We start from the raw sequence: 18,760 nt of genomic DNA, 5'->3' as shown, positions 1-18,760 counted from the left end.
GAATATAGAATATGTTTATTTTAGTAGGGGGGTATAGGTATGCTTAATTCAAATCAGATAGCACATGTTAGTAATGGTTGTGAAGACACTACTTCTCGTGTATTTGAAGATTTGCCTGAAGAAGTATTTGAGATTAGCAGTGAAGAAAATCAAGTAATAGATAGTTCGGAAAGTACAATAGAAAATCTACAACAAGAAAATTTTGATCTTAAACAAAAAGTAGAGTTACACAGACACTATAAGGAAAGAGAAGAAGAGTATTACGAAGAAGTAAGTCAGCTTACCGAAGATAAGCAAACCCTAGAAGGGAAAATTAAAAGGCTTGAAGTTAGAATGGAGAAACAGGAAAGAAATGCACGTAACATCTATGAAAAAAATGAAAGACTAGAAGGATGTCTGCGAAATGAGGTCTCTATTAATAATTCTACAATTAACCTCTTAAATGAGGAGTTAAAGGATAAGAAAGATGAAATTCATTTCATGAAGATAACAAATGAAAAGCTAAACAAAGATTTGGATCAAGCTGAGACTTTAATAAATAGGTTAAAAGATCAGTCTGAAGAGAAGGAAAAGCAGCTGGAAGATTTAATAAAGAATTTAACAGATGATAATAAGTATTTACAAGAAGTTGAATATCTGAGAGGTGATGTAAATCAAGAGAAATTAAAAAATCATGATTTGATTGAAGAGTTGAATAGATTACAAAAAGAAAATGATGATCTAAAGTCTAAACCTCTATGTTTTCAGACTGGAATGTTACTCTCAGATGAACTCAGTGAGGTAAAGATCAAGGCAGACAAGTTTACTCACAAGGAAATCAGTTATAATAGAGGTAGTTGTCACCAGGAAAAAATTAATGAAGCAGGTAAATTACTCGATAAAGGTTATTACAGTTTTTCTGAGCAAGAAACAGAACTAAGTACTGATCAAGAACGTTCAAAAAAAGATAAAACCTTGAAAAGGCTACTAAAAAAGTTCAAGGAAGAGCAAGTCAATAACAAGTATCAACTGATTAAAGAATATTTATGCTCTTCATTTGAACGTTGCAGTTTCACATTTCGTGATTGCTCTTTAATGGATATTACTGAAGATACGTTTGATAACTTAATGCGTATATGGTTTGTTCACAGATCTAACTTAATAAAAAGTGAAAATGAAAAGAAGTTAAATGAAGAATTGTTAAGTATTTTAAGCTCTACAGGAAATAATTATGCTAAGAATCTTGAGAGGTTTTTACTCGACAACAAAGACAATCAAGATTTAAAAACTGTTCTGAATCTCAGAAGGGGAGAGTCTAGATTAACTGTACTACATGCATTATCAAGCGTAGCTGATAAAGATAAAGACTATGATAATGCTGTGGGTTTGCTTTTAAAAGCAGGAGCTGACCCTAATATACATAATGATAGAGGGCAGACACCCTTGCATTGTGCTAATGGATTTAACAGTATAGCTTCTCTTCTAAAAGCAGGAGCTAATCCTAATCAGCAGGATAATCAAGGGAAAACTCCTTTGCATTATGCTGCTAAAGTTGGGTTAGATAAAGAAAGTATAAATTTGTTTCTAGAGAGCAGGGCTAAGCTCAATATACTTGATAAACAGGGAAAAACTCCTCTAGATGTTGCAATTGATAATGATAACAAATATATAGAGTGCTTTTTCACTGACAATCAGAAAAGATTAAAAAAGGAATTATCTAATAAGTTGCACTTTCAAGGTGATTCAGTTGGCCTTACTGAAGGTCTCAAGAAGTTTTTACATAAACATAAAAATGATCAAGATTTAAAAGTGGTTTTCAATCTTTGTGAATTTGCAATCGTCCCGGAAGTAAGAAGATTACTTTTTTCAGAAGTAGGAGTAACTTACAAAATGGTCTGTAGAATGGAAGAATATGTTCCAGAATCTAGCTTATGGTATAATTTAATATTAAATCAAAATATGGAGCTGGATGAATTATTTAAAAAAGCATCTAAAGTTCAAAATATGTACCAACTATCAGAAATTGTAGATCAAGCTATACAGTCTGGAGTAAGATTTAATCTTCCCAGGTCATTTTATGATGAATCTGGAGAAGAAATATATAATTTTATGGATCTTGTAGTAAACAAAATTGGCAAATTAGACAGTAACTTTGAGATTGCTAGTGAAATATTATTTAAATTGTTATCAAGAGGAGCAATGTTATATAGCGTAGATGCTGAGGATTTATTTGATACTCTGGAATGGGAATTTGAAGGCCACAAAAAAAATATAGTAAAAGCCTATGAAGATTATATCAATCGTACTACAAAATTTATGGAAATTGCTAAAAGTGCAACCAATGGTAGGATAAAAAATGCAAAAATGGATAACTCCTCTTTTTATTTAGAATATTCAGAGGATAGCACGATAGATGTTGCGAAGATTACAGATGGAGAAAGAGATTTAGGATTCACTCAGGAAGTAGGGTGTGGGAGAAATATAATAAAGATTGGTGAAAGTGAGGTAGAAATTATTACTCAAGGAGGAATAAGAAATTATACAGACCTTGCAGATGGTAGTGATATAGTACTGACTTTCGATACTAGTTTTGGGGAGTTAGAAGTGAGATTATATCCTGATAAGGAAAATGAAAATTTGATAACAGTAGAGGTGAATGATAAAGATCTGCTGGATAAAATAGAAAACTATAACGAAAAAATAGGCAAGAATTGCTTGTTGGGAGGTTTATCGGTTATTGAAGCCATAGACCGAGGTGTTTTTGCTAGATCTGGTGGATTAATGCTTCCTGAAGTAATAAGCGAATCCAACAAGCAGAAGGGCTCATGGGTAAAACGTGAAGAGTTAAGAAGGGATTCTAAGGAGGAAATTGCTAAAAGGCATAAGTTATTACAAGATTTACGTAATATTGAATCTAGTATTGTTAAAAAGGAGAAGAGCTTTGACATAAAAACTCATCTGGTAGATATCTTTAAAACTCTATCTAGGTTATCTGAAGAAAAAGAGGATATTTCTAAAATAGATTTAGTTAATAAGGCAGAAAGAGAGAGTAAAAGGTTAGGACTAGAAGGTAGATACAATTGGAATGGGATTTTTAATTTAGAGAAAGAAGATACTGAAAAAGCAGAAAAACAAGGTGATAAAGAGCAAAAATCAAACATACCTGATGACTTCTATTTAGGGCACGCAATCAATAATGGAAGCTGTTTTTTTGATTCATTCAGGCAAAGTCTGGAACAACAGAAGGGAATCAAAGTTACTGTAAAGCAGTTAAGGAATGAGTGTAAGAGATTTGCACAAGACAATCCTCCAGAATGGTTTATAAGTAAAATTGGCAATGACTTTGATGAGGTTGAAGGTGAGTTCGTAAATCGTGGAATTACGTGTAACCAATATATCAATAGCATTGGAAAGAATGAATTTTGGGGACGTTCCGATATCGAGGGCAGAATACTTTGTGATAAGTATGGTGTGAAATTGCATGTTGCAGAAAGTAACCCATTGCACACTATTGATAAGCAACAAGATCCGTTCTTGCATCAGTTAATAGATAGCTCAGGATCAAAAGCAGGTAAGATAGATTATAGTCACAATAGTGTCTTACATATTGTAAATGGAGGCCATGATCATTTTCAACCCCTACTTTATAGAAATAAGGCCTTGGCAAGACAAACGCAAGAACAAAAAGATTCCTTATGCTATTCAAGCTTGCCAAGCTGTAGTATGGATGAGTTAAAGATAGAAAAAGGTCAGGTAAGGAAGCAGTATTACTACTACACTGCCATTAAGTTAAGGGAAAGAGAAGTTAAGATTGGACAAAAAATTTGAAGTGATTGATAATTATGGTAAATACTACGGTGAATTTTTAAGAAAAGGGAGTCTGAAAAGTGCAAGTTATTTAAAAAAGTAATAATTGCAGGTTATTTTGCAAAGAATGTACTAATACAATGATACTAAAAAGATATCTTGAATTTAAAACACATGTTTTCTAGCTCTTTTCTGGTGTAGTATTTTCTAAAATGAATGGATAAATTTCCATTATGGTATTACCAACCAAAAGTTGTAAGTCTGTACATTTATACATTAGAGGTCTGAGGCGGCTTTTGATGGTATGCCAACAGTGTTCTATGGGATTCAAATCTGGTGAATATGTTGGAAGATACAGCACATGAAAGCCAAAAGACTCTATTAATGATTTTGTTTTAGTGGTCTTATGAAATGTAGCATTATCCATAACTATGGTTGTGCCAAGTGGCAATTTAGGTAATAACATCTTCTCCAACAATATATTGATACCAATTCCCGCTATAGAAAGAACAGATAGAGAATAATGGGGAAAAAGTCATACTAGAGTAAGTGAAATAGCGAGGTATAAATGGCATTAAGGTCAAAACTATTAGACGAAAGAGTTGTAAATTTAGCGAAAGAAATGTTAAAAAGGTAAGAAATAACGCATATGTTTCAAAAAGTTACAAGCGGTGATAGCAGGAAAAGAAAGTAGTATAAGCGCTGTGGCAAGAATATGTAAAATTTCAAGGACTGCTTTGACTGAATGGATAAAGATCCTAAAATTTGGTAGAGTAGAAAAATTTTTTGCCCTGTTTCAGCGGAGAAGAAAAAGCAAATTAAACAAAAATCAACGTGAGCAAATTGAAATATGGGTAGAAAGAAATCCAAATATTACTATTAAGGAAGTACAAATAAAAATCTCAGAGGAATTTGCCCTAAACATCAGCAAATCAACAGTGCACCGTGAGATACAAAGGATGAAATTTTCTTACATAACACCGAGGCCAATGGACCATAAACAAGATAAAAACAAGCAAGAAGAGTTTAAAAGATACTTCAATAAAATAGTCAATTTCCACCCTAAAAGGGAGGTGTTTTTTTTTGATGAATCACGATTTGGGACTCATTCAAAAATCGGACACGGATGGTTTAAAAAAGGGTTCAGAACGCAGGTTAAAATGAAAATTGGTAGACAAAATTTCTATATCTAAAGTGCGGTAAATCCAAGAAGTGGTAAGAAAATTAGCCTACTTGCTCCATATGTAAACACTGATTGTATGAATATATTTCTGGAGCAGATGTCGAAAGATTTAGGCACGAAAGAAGCCTTTCTTGTAATGGATTGTGCAAGTTGGCATAGATCAAAAAGTTTGAAAATTCAGGAAAACATTACCATCATATACTTGCCTCCTTATTCACCGGAACTGAATCCTGTTGAAAGGTTGTGGCAATATATCAAATACAATACTTTACGCAATAGTATCTACGATACCATAGGTTTACTTGAAGATGTTTTGTGTAATTTTATTGTCAATATTTCCAGTACTACTATTAAACGAGTTTGTAATGTTTCTTATTTGTTCCGTCAGTAATGGATTTTGGTATGAATACCTCTTTTTCACACCCACCTTTGAAAGTCATTGGTGCAATAAATCTCATTCCAATCCACCCGGCTACTATACTGATTCTCTCTCGAGTTCTCCCTGGAACATCTGCATAAATTTTCTTTCCTCTTGGAGCACGTCCATATTCTCGGTATAACTTATTATCAACTCCTGCTTCATCTATATATAAGATGCTGGAATGTTCTATTTTTGAGATTTTATCAATAAATTGCTGCCTATCTTCTTGATTGCGCTCTTGATATAGTGTGACTTTTTTTTAAAGTAATTTTTAGCTGTTTTAGTCTATACCAAATTGAATTTATTCCAAATCCAAGATTTTGTTTCATCTCTGCCAGAGTATGATCTGGATTCTTTGTAACATATTCTTCGAGTATTTTTGGGTCTATTTTTCGAATAAAGCTACCGTTTTTAGATGGCTTTAAGCTTTCACCAGCAGCTTTCTTTTTTAACCAGCGGTACAGAGTTGCTATTCCTATCTCCATGAGCTCTGCTATCTCAACCTTTGTCTTCCCTTTTTCTATCATCAATACTTCCTTTTCCCTTAAATCCACACTATATGCCATTATAACTCAAATACTTTATTATACCTTTATCATTTGCTTTGGGAAATACTATAGGTAATGCTTTCTCCACATATGAATTTAAAATCTCTGGAATCTCATTAAATTTACTACCTATGATTTTTCCAGTAACCACTTCTTGCATTTCCCAAAAATCAATATTTAACCGGTGCATTTGTATACCATCTTTCAATTTAGCTTGCTGCTCTAATACTTCCCTAAACCCATTTGTAATATTTGATGCATATACCTGTACTTTTTCTGGTGATATAGGCTGATCTGCTGAAAGAAGTGGAAGAACAAATTTTCTACCCATTGTATTCATAAAGATAGGAACAAGTAGCATGAGACCAATTATATCTGATTGTGCATAAACTTGTGATATTGAACTTGCAGTACTTGACGCTCCTTTAGGTAAAGCAGCTCCAAAATTTGTCGATCCTTCAACTTTTTTCCAACTAGAAGACAAACCTTTATTAGAAACATTCTCTTTTGATATACCTTGCACTGATGATTTTCCAGAATGCGATACATTAGTACTATCTCCGTATAACCCATTTACTACATTTGATACCACCATTTCACTTTTTTCTTTTACCCAACTACAAAAATCATTTATCCATGAAGATACCTTACTTGCTCCACTTGTAGCTTGATTATTTCCTACTGCAGGATTATCATTCTCAACACTACGGTCATCGCCCTCCAGTTCAAGGTGAGCAAAACGTAGGTACCTTTGCTCTCCATTATGATGACGATGCCTACGTTGTGAATGCCCCTCGCTTTGTTCCTCTCTTAAAGCCTTTGCCAATTTTGACCTCTTATACCTCTGTGCTAATTCTAAAAGAGTGTGATCATAATTGTTGTTAACATTAACAGCCCCTGCCTCTGAAAGCTTTCTTACTACATTTAAGTAGCCATTCCTTTTAGCTAAGTGCAGAGGAGTATTATCATCATTGTTCTTAGCATCAATTTTAGCCCCTTTCTCTATAAGCTTTTCTACTATACTTAAATAACAATATTCTGCAGACAAGTGCAGAGGAGTATTACCACTATAATTGTCCTTAGCATCAATTTTAGCACCTTTCTCTATAAGCTTTTCTACTACATTTAAATGATCATATTTTGCAGCCCAGTGCAGAGGAGTATTATCCTTATTGTCCTTAGCATCAATCTCAGTCCCTTTCTCTATCAGCTTTTCTACTACATTTAAATGATCATATTTTGCAGCCCAGTGCAGAGGAGTATTAGCATCATTGCCCTGAGCATCAATCTCAGCACCTCCACTATACGTGGTAGCAAGAAATTCATGACCATAATTATCACTACCAGAAATCATTTAGGCCTCCATATAAAATCACCCAATTTAATGAAGCAACAGTAAGTTATTCGATTTAAACTTAGACAACAATATTCTTTTATAATTAACACAGCTCCCTCACAATATAAGGAAAAATAAAGCTCTCTGTTAATGAAGAACCTTATACCCATTTCTATCTTAAAATAAATCTGCTATATAGCCTATTCCACTCTTAAATCTTGTCAACCCCCATTTAGAAATTTTTTATGAAATAAATTTTATGAAAATTTTTAGCGAATCTCTATTAACTTAGCAATATATAATACTAAATATTTAAATATTATACTTATTGCCAGCAATAAAAACCAGCTAGCGTGAGAAGAGTTTGTTTTGGGATGCGTTAGTCTACCGCGCGATACATACGAACTTTTTTGTATTCTGACTTTGCTATACGCTAAAACTAGCCATATTAGACCATTTTATCCATATATACATACGAACTGTTTTGCCTAAGCTTATGGAAATAATTTAAATCTTCTATTTTTATAACCTTATTTTTACGCAACTTGTTCTCAAAAATATACGATCTTTTTTGAAGGAGTAAACAATTGAATTGTTTATAACACTAGCTAGCATGGTATCTTCACTAAAATATTTTTTGAAAAAGTTAATTGACTTATAAATAATTCTCTACTAATACTGGCATGTGTTTGTTTATTCTGCTGAAGTTGCTCCATACAGGTTTGCTGTAAAAACTTCAGCAGTTTCCGTACTCCTTTAAAGCATAATCCATCACGCTCTTAATAATAGTGATATCAAATATAGGTCTTAACTATTTTAATCTATAGTAAAATTAGCTCAAATTTGCAGTCATAAGCAACTTTTAACCTATCTACATACTCCATTGTTACTTACCATAAAAACTTAACAAAAATATGAGTAGTAAAAAGATTGTGTTGAAATTAGCTTGACCAATATTATATATTGTACATAATATATTCTATATCTAGGCTAGGAGGTAGTATGGATACAGAGTCAGTAAAATATGTTGTAGAATCTATCAGTGAACAAAAGCTAGGAGAGGAATTAAATACTGAGCCATGGCATTCAAAAATTGAGTGTAATAGCAATGAGGGACCAACGCCTGAAGATGACATAACAGATTTAGATGATTATAGTTTGTTTTTTCAAGGAATAAGTAATCGTTCGGAATGTTATGACCTTGATCAGAGACATGAAACTAGGGAGGCTGTTGACACATGTGTAAAACATACATTGTCGTATCAGAGTGAAACTGATGATAGTGATTTATATTGGAAAAATTACCCTATTAGTCCAAGAGACTCTGCTTTAATTAAGTTAGATCTACTACTGACTGAAAGTGAGAGAAGTCTAATTGATGAATTTCGTAAAGAGTTAAAAGATGTAGTAACAAAAAATGATCAAGGTTATAGGGATAAGCATGAAAATTTTACAAACACTGCTTTAGAGCGTATTGCTTTAGAGCGTATAGAGTGCATAACAAATAAATATTTGCAAAAAGGGATAAGACTCAATTCAAAATATAACGATGATAAGTATACTATAACAAGTTTAATTTTTAAGGAAATAAGAAATATCCCTGATAGAATACTACAGCATAAGGGATTACCACCTTATGAGAGTTTATCAGACGATAGTGAGACTATAACAAGTTTAGTTTCTAAGGGAATAAGAGATATTCCTGCCTACGAGGGTGTATCAGATGATAAAAATATAGGTATTATACGCAATATCATGAGTAATTTACTATTAAAAGGTGGAAGAGTAAAATGCAGTTCCTTTTATGATGATAAGTTATTGTATGCAACTTATGGGTTCAGTTATGAGATTTTTGCAGAACGTGAAGAAATCGATAACAAGCTAAAAAGTGTAGCAGATGAAGGTATTATAAACAGTAGTGCCCAAGGCAAAGCTTTACACGTAGAAATGGATAATGGATATTTTTATGTAAAATATTCGCAAGATAGCACTGTTGAGGTTGCAAAAGTTATAAATAATCCAAAAGTGAAAGATTTAAGTTTTAGACATCATATATTTCATGTTGGAAAGAGTATAGTAAGAGTTGAAAATGTAGGAGGAAAAAGAAATTATACAGACGTTTTAGAAGGTGGCATTGAAATGTCTTTTACTACTGAAGTAGGAAAGATTAGTATTCATCTACGTTCTAGTGATAAAGACAACAATAAAATTGAAGTAAAGATAAGTGACGATGACAAGAAGAAACTTGATCAATTAAAAGATAAGGAAGAAATAGGAGAAAATTGCTTACTTGGTGGATATTCAGTACATGATGCGATTAAACGAGGATATTGTGAAAAACATGAAACACTACGTCAATCTTCTGAAAAAATTACCTTATCTAATGAAAAGAAAAAAAATAGTTGGTGTGAGATAGTAACAAATTCAAAACAGACAACAAGCCGTACTTTAGGGTAAATGCTAAACTGCTTGATTGTCTAAAGATCTTATATTACTCACCATAAAAACTTCACAAAAGCTTAACGACGTGAGTAGTAAAAAGATTATGGTTATTGACTTAATGTTACATATCGCATACAATGTATCATATATCTTAGCTTAGAGGGATAAGTATGGGTGAGTCTAATGGGATAGTAAAATCTATTATCAATCTACTAAAACCAAAATCCAAACCAGAGCCATCTGATTTTGAATATGAATCAATTATAGAACATCTATCATCTAAAGAGCATTTATTAAATGAGCTGATGAATGATATGTGGTACTCAGGAGATTTACCATCAGTTAGAAATTATAATGAACCATCATCTTTGATAGATAGCAAACTTGGATTAAGTGAACAGATTTGTGTTTGGTTTGCTCTAGATCACGATCTTACGCCAAGTCAAAAAAATTTAAACAAAAAGTTACTTAGTGCTCTAAAATGTTTAGCTTCTAACTGTGGTTCATTTGATAATACTGAGCCCCTTGAAGAATTTTTACATGATAATAAAAACAATAAAGATTTAAAAGTAATTCTTAACCTAAGAAGAGGAGAATCTCAGTCAACAGTATTGCATGCAATTGCAGGAGCAAATATTGGTGGATTTCGTCGCACAGGAAATCAGGCCATAGATTTACTCTTAGAAGCAGGTGCAGATCCTAACATACAAGATAATAAAGGAAAAACACCACTATACCTTGCTGCTGCTAAAGGTCATTACGATAATGCAAACTCTCTTCTCTTGAAAGGAGCTAACCCTAATATAACAAGTAGAAAGGGGAGAACTCCACAACAAATAGCAACTAATAAACTCTGCTATAATATAGAAGAATTATTTCTAACTGATAAACAGAAAAAGTTAAATGCAGAATTGTATGACTTACTTGTACTCGATTCAGACTGCACTAAAAATTTAAAGGAGTTTTTAAGTAAGCATAAAAGAGATTCAGACCTAAAAGTGGTGCTAAATATTCGGCAAGGAATGGGTGAATCAAAAGTGTTTTCTTATGTTGATCCTTTTTCTTGGGACAATGAAGGTCTTATTCAAGAGTTAAGAAAGATATTTTTAGAAGCAGGAGAATTAGATTATGGTATAAATATTTATCGTCAGCAAAAGGAAGGACAGGCCAGTAAATTACTCGTTAATTTAACTTCAAATCAAAAGGAGAAGTTAAATAAGTTTTCTGATAAGGTATTTAGAGCTCAAAACATGGCTGAACTTGAAGAGATTGTAAATGATGCTATAAAGTCTGGTATACGATTAAATTATTCTTTTTCACAAGATTTCTTTTCAGGTAATGAGTAAACTTTTACCGATTATGTGATGAAAAAAATCAGTGAGTTGGAAAAAAATCCTAAAGTTTCTAGTAGTATAATATGTCAATTAGTATCAAAAGGGGCAGTGTTTGGTAATATAGTTGATGCTAACACACTGACATCAGAATTTAAAGAGCATAAAACTAACCTAAAAAAAGCTTATATAGATTATGTTAGCAATTCTCATAAGTTTATTTAAATCGCAAAAAGTGCAACCAATAGAGAGCTAAAAGATGCAAGAGTAGACAACTCCCTTTTTTACTTAGAATATTCTAAAGATAGTAAAATAGACATTATAAAGATAACAGATGGGGTAAGGGATTTAGGTCTAACCGATGGAGAGGTAAAGTGTGGAAGAAATATAGTAAAGATCGGTAAAAGTGAAGTAGAAATTAAAACTGAAAATGGCATAAGGAATTATACAGATCTTACAGAAGGCAGCGATATAGTATTAACTTTCTATACTAGTTTGGGAGAATTAGAAGTTAGATTATGCCCTCATGAAGAAAATAAAAATTGGATAAAAGTAGAGGTGAGTGAAGAAGGCCTACTTCTACTCGATGAAATAGACAGTTATAATGAAGCAATAGAAGATTGCAATGAAGGAATAGAAAATTATGAAAAGATAGGGCAAAATTGCTTATTGGGAGGTTTATCGGTTATTGAAGCTATAGACCTAGGTGTTTTTGCTAGATCCGGTGGATTAATGCATCCTGAAGTAATAAGCGAGTCTAACAAGAACAAAGATTCATGGGTAGGACGTGAAGAGCTAAGAAGAGTTTCTGACTCTAGGGGAAAAATTGCTAGTTTGCCATAAAAGTTGAAGATTATTATTTAAATACAAACTACTATAATTTATAGATTAAGGAAATTGTACCAATGTCTTCTAAGAATACTCTTTTATATTGTTTTTAAGCTGGCTACAAAATGAGGATATGGGACATACAATTGGCTGAGCTGCCTTTTACACTCCAGTTCTACTATTAAAATATGCAGCTAAAATTGGATCATTTTCTACCATTGTTGCACCTAATATGCTAAAATCTTCATCACTTGTATTGATATTTTTACATAATTGATTTTGTAACATTTATTTGCTCTTCTATATCGATTTCAACATCTTTTTGTGTGGCCCTTTGTAGTAGCTCCTTTTGCAATAACCTTTTTTAATTTTATGGCACATACTTTTTTCGATGTTTTTTTCATGTTGTTTTTATAAACGTTACGACGCTGAGCCGTAAAACTTCTCTAATTGTTCACTCCACAGCATCGGTATTTCTCTCAAATCAACTGTGTGATTCATAGAGGTTATTGCAACTAATTTGTCAGATCAAGTCTGAACTTAAAATACCTGTTAAGAGGTTTTATTTTTTGAAGTGACTTTAACTCTTGGTTGTGTTTGTAATTTTGCATGACAAATGTTTCTTTTGATGAGATATAATTTTTTTGTATTTCACTTAGACAAGGAATTGTTTTTTCCAGTTCTTTATATTTTTCCCAAGGAGTCTTTCCCTGAAGAGAGCTATGAGGACGTTGTTTATTATAATATTCTTCCCAATCCCTAAGCTTGACTTGCAATTCATAATCCTTAATGTTAACGCTACTATAAAATTCATCTAAATCTGTACGCTGCGCTCTTTCTACTTTACCATTTAAATGTGGGAAAACGGCTTAATTGGACGGAATTTTATTTTCCATTCTTTTAGACACTCTTGCACTTCGTAAGCAAAAAATTCTTGTCCTCTATCGGTCTGAATCCTTTGACAATGAAATGGAGCCCTTTCCCTTAATTGTTTTAGGAAATCCAGAGTATTTTTGAAGTACGCCTTGAGTATAATGCGATAACTTTATAACGCGTACAATCATCTATAGCAGTATATTGATAAAGCCCCGAAGATATTTTGCAAACATCCATTTGTACACGCTCTCCTGGCACTTTGCAGTTATAACGCTTAATCTGCTTGCGATAGTGGCGCTTAATACGTAAAAGACTTACATCGTGTTTCTTCAAAACTTTGTGTATAGTAGCCAATGCAAAAGAGATATCATGTAAACGCTTTAATTCAGCTTGAATACGTCTTGCTCCTAATTTTCTAGCTTTTCTCAGATGAAGAATGAGCTGTTCATTTGACTTGTTGATTTTTTGTAAGGGTAAAGTTTTAGTCCTGCTACTAAGGTTTGACAATCCCTGTTCACCTAGCTTTTCATAACGTTTGTACCATTTTCGTAAGGTAAAGCGTAAAATGTTATAGTGTTGACATACTTTGCCTGCATGACCTAATTTTTGTATAATTCTATCCAATTCAGACGCAACTTAACTTTGGTATCCATTTACTGATTGCCTCTTGTTGATGAATTTATTCATATTATTTTAATAAGGTATTTAAACTATCACAAGTCAAAGTTTTTATTTTATCTTACATTTTTGCTGTAATAACCTCTATGAATCACACAAATTATTTAACAGGAGAGAATTTTTTCCCGTAGGCACAGTACCTAAGAGAGAAGTGGTACTTACTGCAGGTGTTGATGTTCAAAAAGATCGTTTAGAAGTAGAAGTTGTAGCCTGGGGAAAAAGCCGTGAAAGTTGGTCAATAGACTACCGAGTATTTGAAGGAGATACAGGAAGTAGAGAAGTATGGAAAAGACTTTCGGAGTTACTCAATCATCATTTTATCGGTGAAAATGGCCTTGAATATATGATAAGTATGATGGCGGTTGATGCTGGATATGCAACACAAGAAGTATACAATTGGGTAAGAGGTCATCAAGGATCTGGAAGAGTAATGGCAGTAAAAGGTGTAAATAAAGCACTAGTACCACTTAGCAGCACAAGTAGAGTAGATATAACAGTTGGAGGACAAAAGCTCGAGAGGGGAATCAAGCTCTGGCCAGTTGGAGTATCAATATTAAAGTAAGAGCTTTTTCAATTACTTAATATTTTAAAAGATGGTGAAGAAACACCGCCAGGATATTGTCATTTTCCTGAGTATGCACCTGAATATTTTAAGCAGCTAACGGCAGAGCAATTAGTCAGCAAAGTGGTGAAAGGATATACCAAACAGGAGTGGCAAAAGGTAAGAGAAAGAAATGAAGTACTGGATTGCCGAATTTATGCGAGAGCAGCATCTATTGCGCTTGGAATTGATCGTTTGCCAGAGAGTAAATGGAATAGTTTGAGTGGAAAAATGGAAAGCAAAAAACCTAAAAAAGTGAGACAAAGCAAATGGTTGAATGAGAAGTAATACCAAGTCCCGTTAGTAATGAAACACATGAAAAAGAGCTATTTTTGCCTATAATTGAGAAGTTAAGCAAATTTATAACTTGCTCAATTTGTGTTCCCAATAACGAATGTTGGTATAAGATGTACAACGAAGAGTATTTAATTCAAGTCGAAGAAGCGATAAAGAAACTGCAAAACGGAGAAAGAGTTGTCTCAATTGCATATGGTGACCATGTGGTGAGATATGCTGAAGTGCAGATAAATGATTTGCTCAGCCTAAGACAACTAATCAAAGCTGAGCTAAAAGTTGCAGGTGTGAAGAGAAAGATTGTTTTTTCAACAAGTAAAGGGATTGACAAAATTATGTAAAAATGTTATAGTTTGAGGTTGGTATCTTGCAATAAATAATATGGCTCAAAGTCAAGGAAGGATTAATGTTAATGTAAATTTTGAGGGGGAATTTGCTCAGTACCTTACAGAAATGGCGAAAGTTCAAAATAGAACTATAGAAGAAGTTGTAAAGGACCTAGTGGAGGAAGAAATTGAAGCAAGTAAATTATCTGAAGAAGATGATGAAATAGATGAAGTAGATATAGAGTTAGCTAAGATTTCTCTTGAGCGTGATGCTAGAGGTGATAAAGAAATTAGAAGTGAGGATGTGGACTGGAATAGAATATTATCTGGAAAAACAGTCTAAAGGTGGAGATATAAGCTGAGATACGATATTATCTACTCAAAAAGAGTTCTTGAGGAGGACTTTCTTGCGTTACCAACAACGATAAGATCTAGGGTGAGAAGAGCTGTAGATAGTCGTCTTGCAACCAACCCTAAAGCAATAGGTAAAGCATTATCTCATGAATTTAAAGGGTATTTTAGAATACGAGTAAGTGATTATCGTGTAATTTATAGGATAAACTACTCAAAACGCACAGTAACTATTACTGCAATGGGACATAGAAAGGACATTTATGAAAGCAGCCCAGAATAAGATTGTGCACAAGCCTCATGCATAAGTGTTAACAACCAGGCTATCCAGCAGCTTGCTGTAATTTTTTAATGTAAGATTTGCGCAGTAACCTGCTGCATAATTAACAATTCAAAAATGCTATTAAAATCATTCAAGCAATTATTCAACAAACCAAAGATAAAAAGCTCAGCCTGGGATGCAGCAGTCTCGGGAAGAAGATTTTTTCACTTTCAACCAGAGTTAGGAAGTATAAACAATTTGCTGTCTCAAAACCTTGAAACTTTACGTAGTAGATCACGTGATATGGTGAGAAAAAATCCATATGCAGCAAATATTATTGATACAATAGTAAGTAACTCTATTGGAACAGGAATAAAACCACAATCAAAAGCAAGAGATGAGGAATTTCGAAAGAAGGTGCAAGAATTATGGCTGAAATGGACAGATGAAGCAGATAGTAGCGGAGTAAGTGATTTTTATGGATTACAAGCTCTGGTATGCAGAAGTATGGTAGAAGGAGGAGAATGTTTTGTACGTTTGCGGATCCGAAAACCTGAAGATGGTCTGTGTGTACCTCTGCAATTACAAGTACTTGAGTCTGAACATTTAGATAATAAAACAAATCAAACTTTAGCAAATGGTAATGTAATAAGAAACGGGATTGAGTTCAATAGACTTGGGCAGAGAGAAGCATATTACTTATTTAGAGAACACCCTGGTGAAAGTACCTTTGGAGAGTCAGTAAGAGTGCCAGCAAATGATGTTTTACATATCTATAGACCACTAAGACCTGGGTAAATTAGAGGGGAGCCTTGGCTTTCTAATATACTGCTGAAGCTCTATGAGCTTGATCAATACGATGATGCAGAGCTGGTGAGAAAGAAAACAGCAGCAATGTTTGCTGGATTTATTACGAGACTCGATCCTGAAGCAAATATTATGGGAGAAGGTGAAAGTAATGAGCAAGGAGTAGCACTATCAGGTTTAGAGCCAGGAACTATGCAGCTTTTAGACCCAGGTGAGGATATAAAATTTTCAGAGCCATCAGATGTAGGAGGAAGTTATGAAGCATTCATGAGACAGCAGCTGAGAGCTATTGCAATAGGTACAGGGATAACATACGAGCAACTAACTGGGGATTTAAGTGGTGTTAATTATTCATCCATTAGAGCAGTACTGATAGAGTTTCGCAGAAGGTGCGCAATGTTGCAGCATAACGTGATAGTGTTCCAGTTTTGTAGACCTATTTGGAATAGATGGCTAGAATTAGCAGTACTTTCTGGAGAACTGAGTATAGATGAAAAAGTAGTAAAAGCAGGGAAAGAAGAAGTAAAATGGATACCACAGGGATTTGATTGGGTGGATCCACTGAAGGATCAGCAAGCACAACAAATGGCAGTAAGGAATGGATTTAAGAGTCGATCGGAAGTAGTATCAGAAATGGGTTACGATGTAGAAGAAATTGACCAAGAAATAGCAGAAGATCAAAAGCGTGCTAATTCTTTTGGACTTTGTTTCGATTCTGACGTTAACCATAAAAGGGAAGGAAGGTGATGTGGATAAATAAGCCAATAATGGTAGAGAGAAGAAGCTTTGAACTACTATCATTATATGTGTGATTCATAGAGGTTATTACAGCAAAAATGTAAGATAAAATAAAAACTTTGACTTGTGATAGTTTAAATACCTTATTAAAATAATATGAATAAATTCATCAACAAGAGGCAATCAGTAAATGGATACCAAAGTTAAGTTGCGTCTGAATTGGATAGAATTATACAAAAATTAGGTCATGCAGGCAAAGTATGTCAACACTATAACATTTTACGCTTTACCTTACGAAAATGGTACAAACGTTATGAAAAGCTAGGTGAACAGGGATTGTCAAACCTTAGTAGCAGGACTAAAACTTTACCCTTACAAAAAATCAACAAGTCAAATGAACAGCTCATTCTTCATCTGAGAAAAGCTAGAAAATTAGGAGCAAGACGTATTCAAGCTGAATTAAAGCGTTTACATGATATCTCTTTTGCATTGGCTACTATACACAAAGTTTTGAAGAAACACGATGTAAGTCTTTTACGTATTAAGCGCCACTATCGCAAGCAGATTAAGCGTTATAACTGCAAAGTGCCAGGAGAGCGTGTACAAATGGATGTTTGCAAAATATCTTCGGGGCTTTATCAATATACTGCTATAGATGATTGTACGCGTTATAAAGTTATCGCATTATACTCAAGGCGTACTTCAAAAATACTCTGGATTTCCTAAAACAATTAAGGGAAAGGGCTCCATTTCATTGTCAAAGGATTCAGACCGATAGAGGACAAGAATTTTTTGCTTACGAAGTGCAAGAGTGTCTAAAAGAATGGAAAATAAAATTCCGTCCAATTAAGCCGTTTTCCCCACATTTAAATGGTAAAGTAGAAAGAGCGCAGCGTACAGATTTAGATGAATTTTATAGTAGCGTTAACATTAAGGATTATGAATTGCAAGTCAAGCTTAGGGATTGGGAAGAATATTATAATAAACAACGTCCTCATAGCTCTCTTCAGGGAAAGACTCCTTGGGAAAAATATAAAGAACTGGAAAAAACAATTCCTTGTCTAAGTGAAATACAAAAAAATTATATCTCATCAAAAGAAACATTTGTCATGCAAAATTACAAACACAACCAAGAGTTAAAGTCACTTCAAAAAATAAAACCTCTTAACAGGTATTTTAAGTTCAGACTTGATCTGACAAATTAGTTGCAATAACCTCTATGAATCACACAGATGAAAATAGTTAAGACCTATATTTGATATCACTACTATAAGAGCATGATGCTTTAAATGAGTACGGAAACTGCTGAAGTTTTTTTTACAACAAACTTGTACGGAGCAACTTCAGCAGAATAAACAAACACATGCTAGTATTAGTAGAGAGTTATTTATAAGTCAACTAGCTTTTTTAAAAATATTTTAGTGAGGATACCATGCTAGTTAAAGAATTGAATTATTGACTTTCTCCAAAAACATAAAAAACATCGTATATTTGTGAGAACAAGCAGAGTAAAAATAAGGTTATAAAAATAGAAGATTTAAATTATTTTCATAAGCTTAGGCAAAATAGTTCGTATATAGATATGGATGAAATGGTGTAATATGGCTGATTTTAGCGTATAATGAAATCACTATATTAAAAAGTTCGTATGTATCGTTTGGTAGACCATCCCATCCCAAAACAAACTCTTCTCACGTCTCTTGATTTTGAGTGCTGGAAATGGTTGTTTTGCTTAAGATCTTAATAATATATTTTGCTAAATTAATATTGATTTACTTGCGGAAGAATAATGAAGACAAGCTCATGACGAAAGAAAATTCAAAATAAATAAAATGTCATGTATTGAGTCTATTAAGGGTCTTTTGCCTAAAACTACTTTGGGTTAGAAAATTTTTCTATACATAATGGTAATTGACAAAGTTTTAAAGGTGTAGGAATATGACTAAAATATA

The 18,760-nt window shown here is 33.3% G+C and carries 12 protein-coding genes and 5 pseudogenes; 12 read left to right on the top strand and 5 right to left on the bottom strand.

Annotated elements, in window-relative coordinates:
• Positions 1–39 precede the first annotated feature (39 nt).
• A complete protein-coding gene (locus M3L71_RS06085; protein ID WP_280143384.1) occupies positions 40–3,807 on the top strand; it encodes an ankyrin repeat domain-containing protein in 3,768 nt (1,255 codons plus the stop codon).
• 160 nt (positions 3,808–3,967) lie between these two features.
• Here M3L71_RS06085 and M3L71_RS06080 read toward each other — a convergent pair whose 3' ends face one another.
• Positions 3,968–4,264 carry a transposase gene (locus M3L71_RS06080; protein ID WP_410543474.1) on the bottom strand — a complete coding sequence of 99 codons (297 nt, stop codon included), beginning with the start codon at positions 4,262–4,264 and terminating at the stop codon, positions 3,968–3,970.
• Positions 4,239–4,361, bottom strand: a complete 123-nt coding sequence (locus M3L71_RS06075; protein WP_280143383.1) for a hypothetical protein — start codon at positions 4,359–4,361, stop codon at positions 4,239–4,241. Before M3L71_RS06075 ends, M3L71_RS06080 begins: the two co-directional genes overlap by 26 nt.
• Between M3L71_RS06075 and M3L71_RS06070 the strand changes: the two are divergent.
• A pseudogene (locus tag M3L71_RS06070) lies at positions 4,355–5,360 on the top strand (IS630 family transposase). The gene M3L71_RS06075 and the pseudogene M3L71_RS06070 overlap by 7 nt on opposite strands.
• A gap of 248 nt (positions 5,361–5,608) precedes the next feature.
• Here the strand turns inward: M3L71_RS06070 and M3L71_RS06065 are convergent.
• Together M3L71_RS06065 and M3L71_RS06060 are read right to left on the bottom strand one after the other, a co-directional pair.
• On the bottom strand, positions 5,609–5,956 hold the full coding sequence (locus tag M3L71_RS06065) for an IS630 transposase-related protein (protein WP_280143382.1): 348 nt from the start codon (positions 5,954–5,956) through the stop codon (positions 5,609–5,611).
• Positions 5,946–7,292 carry an ankyrin repeat domain-containing protein gene (locus M3L71_RS06060; protein ID WP_280143381.1) on the bottom strand — a complete coding sequence of 449 codons (1,347 nt, stop codon included), beginning with the start codon at positions 7,290–7,292 and terminating at the stop codon, positions 5,946–5,948. The genes M3L71_RS06065 and M3L71_RS06060 overlap by 11 nt, the downstream gene beginning before the upstream one ends.
• 984 nt (positions 7,293–8,276) lie before the next feature.
• On the opposite strand from M3L71_RS06060, the gene M3L71_RS06055 reads away from it, so the two are divergent.
• The 4 genes from M3L71_RS06055 (at position 8,277) to M3L71_RS06040 (ending at position 11,890) form a co-directional block, all read left to right on the top strand.
• Positions 8,277–9,731 (top strand): hypothetical protein, encoded by a 1,455-nt coding sequence (locus M3L71_RS06055; protein WP_280143380.1) that lies wholly within the window; start codon positions 8,277–8,279, stop codon positions 9,729–9,731.
• 155 nt (positions 9,732–9,886) lie between these two features.
• Complete coding sequence (locus tag M3L71_RS06050; RefSeq protein WP_280143379.1) at positions 9,887–11,062, top strand: ankyrin repeat domain-containing protein; 1,176 nt, start codon at positions 9,887–9,889, stop codon at positions 11,060–11,062.
• A gap of 18 nt (positions 11,063–11,080) precedes the next feature.
• Positions 11,081–11,272: a hypothetical protein gene (locus M3L71_RS06045; RefSeq protein WP_280143378.1), complete on the top strand. Its 192-nt coding sequence runs from the start codon at positions 11,081–11,083 to the stop codon at positions 11,270–11,272.
• A 270-nt stretch (positions 11,273–11,542) separates the two neighbouring features.
• Complete coding sequence (locus M3L71_RS06040; RefSeq protein ID WP_280143377.1) at positions 11,543–11,890, top strand: hypothetical protein; 348 nt, start codon at positions 11,543–11,545, stop codon at positions 11,888–11,890.
• A 500-nt stretch (positions 11,891–12,390) separates the two neighbouring features.
• Here M3L71_RS06040 and M3L71_RS06035 read toward each other — a convergent pair.
• Positions 12,391–13,404: pseudogene (locus tag M3L71_RS06035) on the bottom strand (IS481 family transposase).
• A gap of 122 nt (positions 13,405–13,526) precedes the next feature.
• On the opposite strand from M3L71_RS06035, the pseudogene M3L71_RS06030 reads away from it, so the two are divergent.
• From M3L71_RS06030 to M3L71_RS06005, 6 genes and pseudogenes are all read left to right on the top strand, one after another.
• Positions 13,527–14,318: pseudogene (locus tag M3L71_RS06030) on the top strand (terminase gpA endonuclease subunit); the annotation flags it as partial.
• A 119-nt stretch (positions 14,319–14,437) separates the two neighbouring features.
• Entirely contained in the window at positions 14,438–14,665 is a 228-nt protein-coding gene (locus M3L71_RS06025; protein WP_280143376.1) for a gpW family head-tail joining protein, read from the top strand.
• A gap of 40 nt (positions 14,666–14,705) precedes the next feature.
• Positions 14,706–14,993 (top strand): hypothetical protein, encoded by a 288-nt coding sequence (locus tag M3L71_RS06020; protein ID WP_280143375.1) that lies wholly within the window; start codon positions 14,706–14,708, stop codon positions 14,991–14,993.
• A gap of 93 nt (positions 14,994–15,086) precedes the next feature.
• Positions 15,087–15,284: a type II toxin-antitoxin system RelE family toxin gene (locus tag M3L71_RS06015; RefSeq protein ID WP_280143374.1), complete on the top strand. Its 198-nt coding sequence runs from the start codon at positions 15,087–15,089 to the stop codon at positions 15,282–15,284.
• Between the two features lie 114 nt (positions 15,285–15,398).
• Positions 15,399–16,817, top strand: a pseudogene (locus tag M3L71_RS06010) (phage portal protein).
• 181 nt (positions 16,818–16,998) lie between these two features.
• Positions 16,999–18,013, top strand: a pseudogene (locus M3L71_RS06005) (IS481 family transposase).
• Positions 18,014–18,760: the final 747 nt, after the last annotated feature.

Source organism: Wolbachia endosymbiont of Frankliniella intonsa (assembly GCF_029856955.1).
Classification (GTDB): Bacteria; Pseudomonadota; Alphaproteobacteria; order Rickettsiales; family Anaplasmataceae; genus Wolbachia.
The sequence above is the reverse complement of the archived record's forward strand: the minus strand, read 5'-3'. Positions and strand labels throughout refer to the sequence as shown.

Coding starts and splice junctions, on each gene's coding strand:
- M3L71_RS06085 (WP_280143384.1), top strand. CDS start 40: ATGCTTAATTCAAATCAGATAGCACATGTTAGTAATGGTTGTGAAGAC.
- M3L71_RS06075 (WP_280143383.1), bottom strand. CDS start 4,361: ATGCCATTTATACCTCGCTATTTCACTTACTCTAGTATGACTTTTTCC.
- M3L71_RS06065 (WP_280143382.1), bottom strand. CDS start 5,956: ATGGCATATAGTGTGGATTTAAGGGAAAAGGAAGTATTGATGATAGAA.
- M3L71_RS06060 (WP_280143381.1), bottom strand. CDS start 7,292: ATGATTTCTGGTAGTGATAATTATGGTCATGAATTTCTTGCTACCACG.
- M3L71_RS06055 (WP_280143380.1), top strand. CDS start 8,277: ATGGATACAGAGTCAGTAAAATATGTTGTAGAATCTATCAGTGAACAA.
- M3L71_RS06050 (WP_280143379.1), top strand. CDS start 9,887: ATGGGTGAGTCTAATGGGATAGTAAAATCTATTATCAATCTACTAAAA.
- M3L71_RS06045 (WP_280143378.1), top strand. CDS start 11,081: ATGAAAAAAATCAGTGAGTTGGAAAAAAATCCTAAAGTTTCTAGTAGT.
- M3L71_RS06025 (WP_280143376.1), top strand. CDS start 14,438: ATGTACAACGAAGAGTATTTAATTCAAGTCGAAGAAGCGATAAAGAAA.
- M3L71_RS06020 (WP_280143375.1), top strand. CDS start 14,706: ATGGCTCAAAGTCAAGGAAGGATTAATGTTAATGTAAATTTTGAGGGG.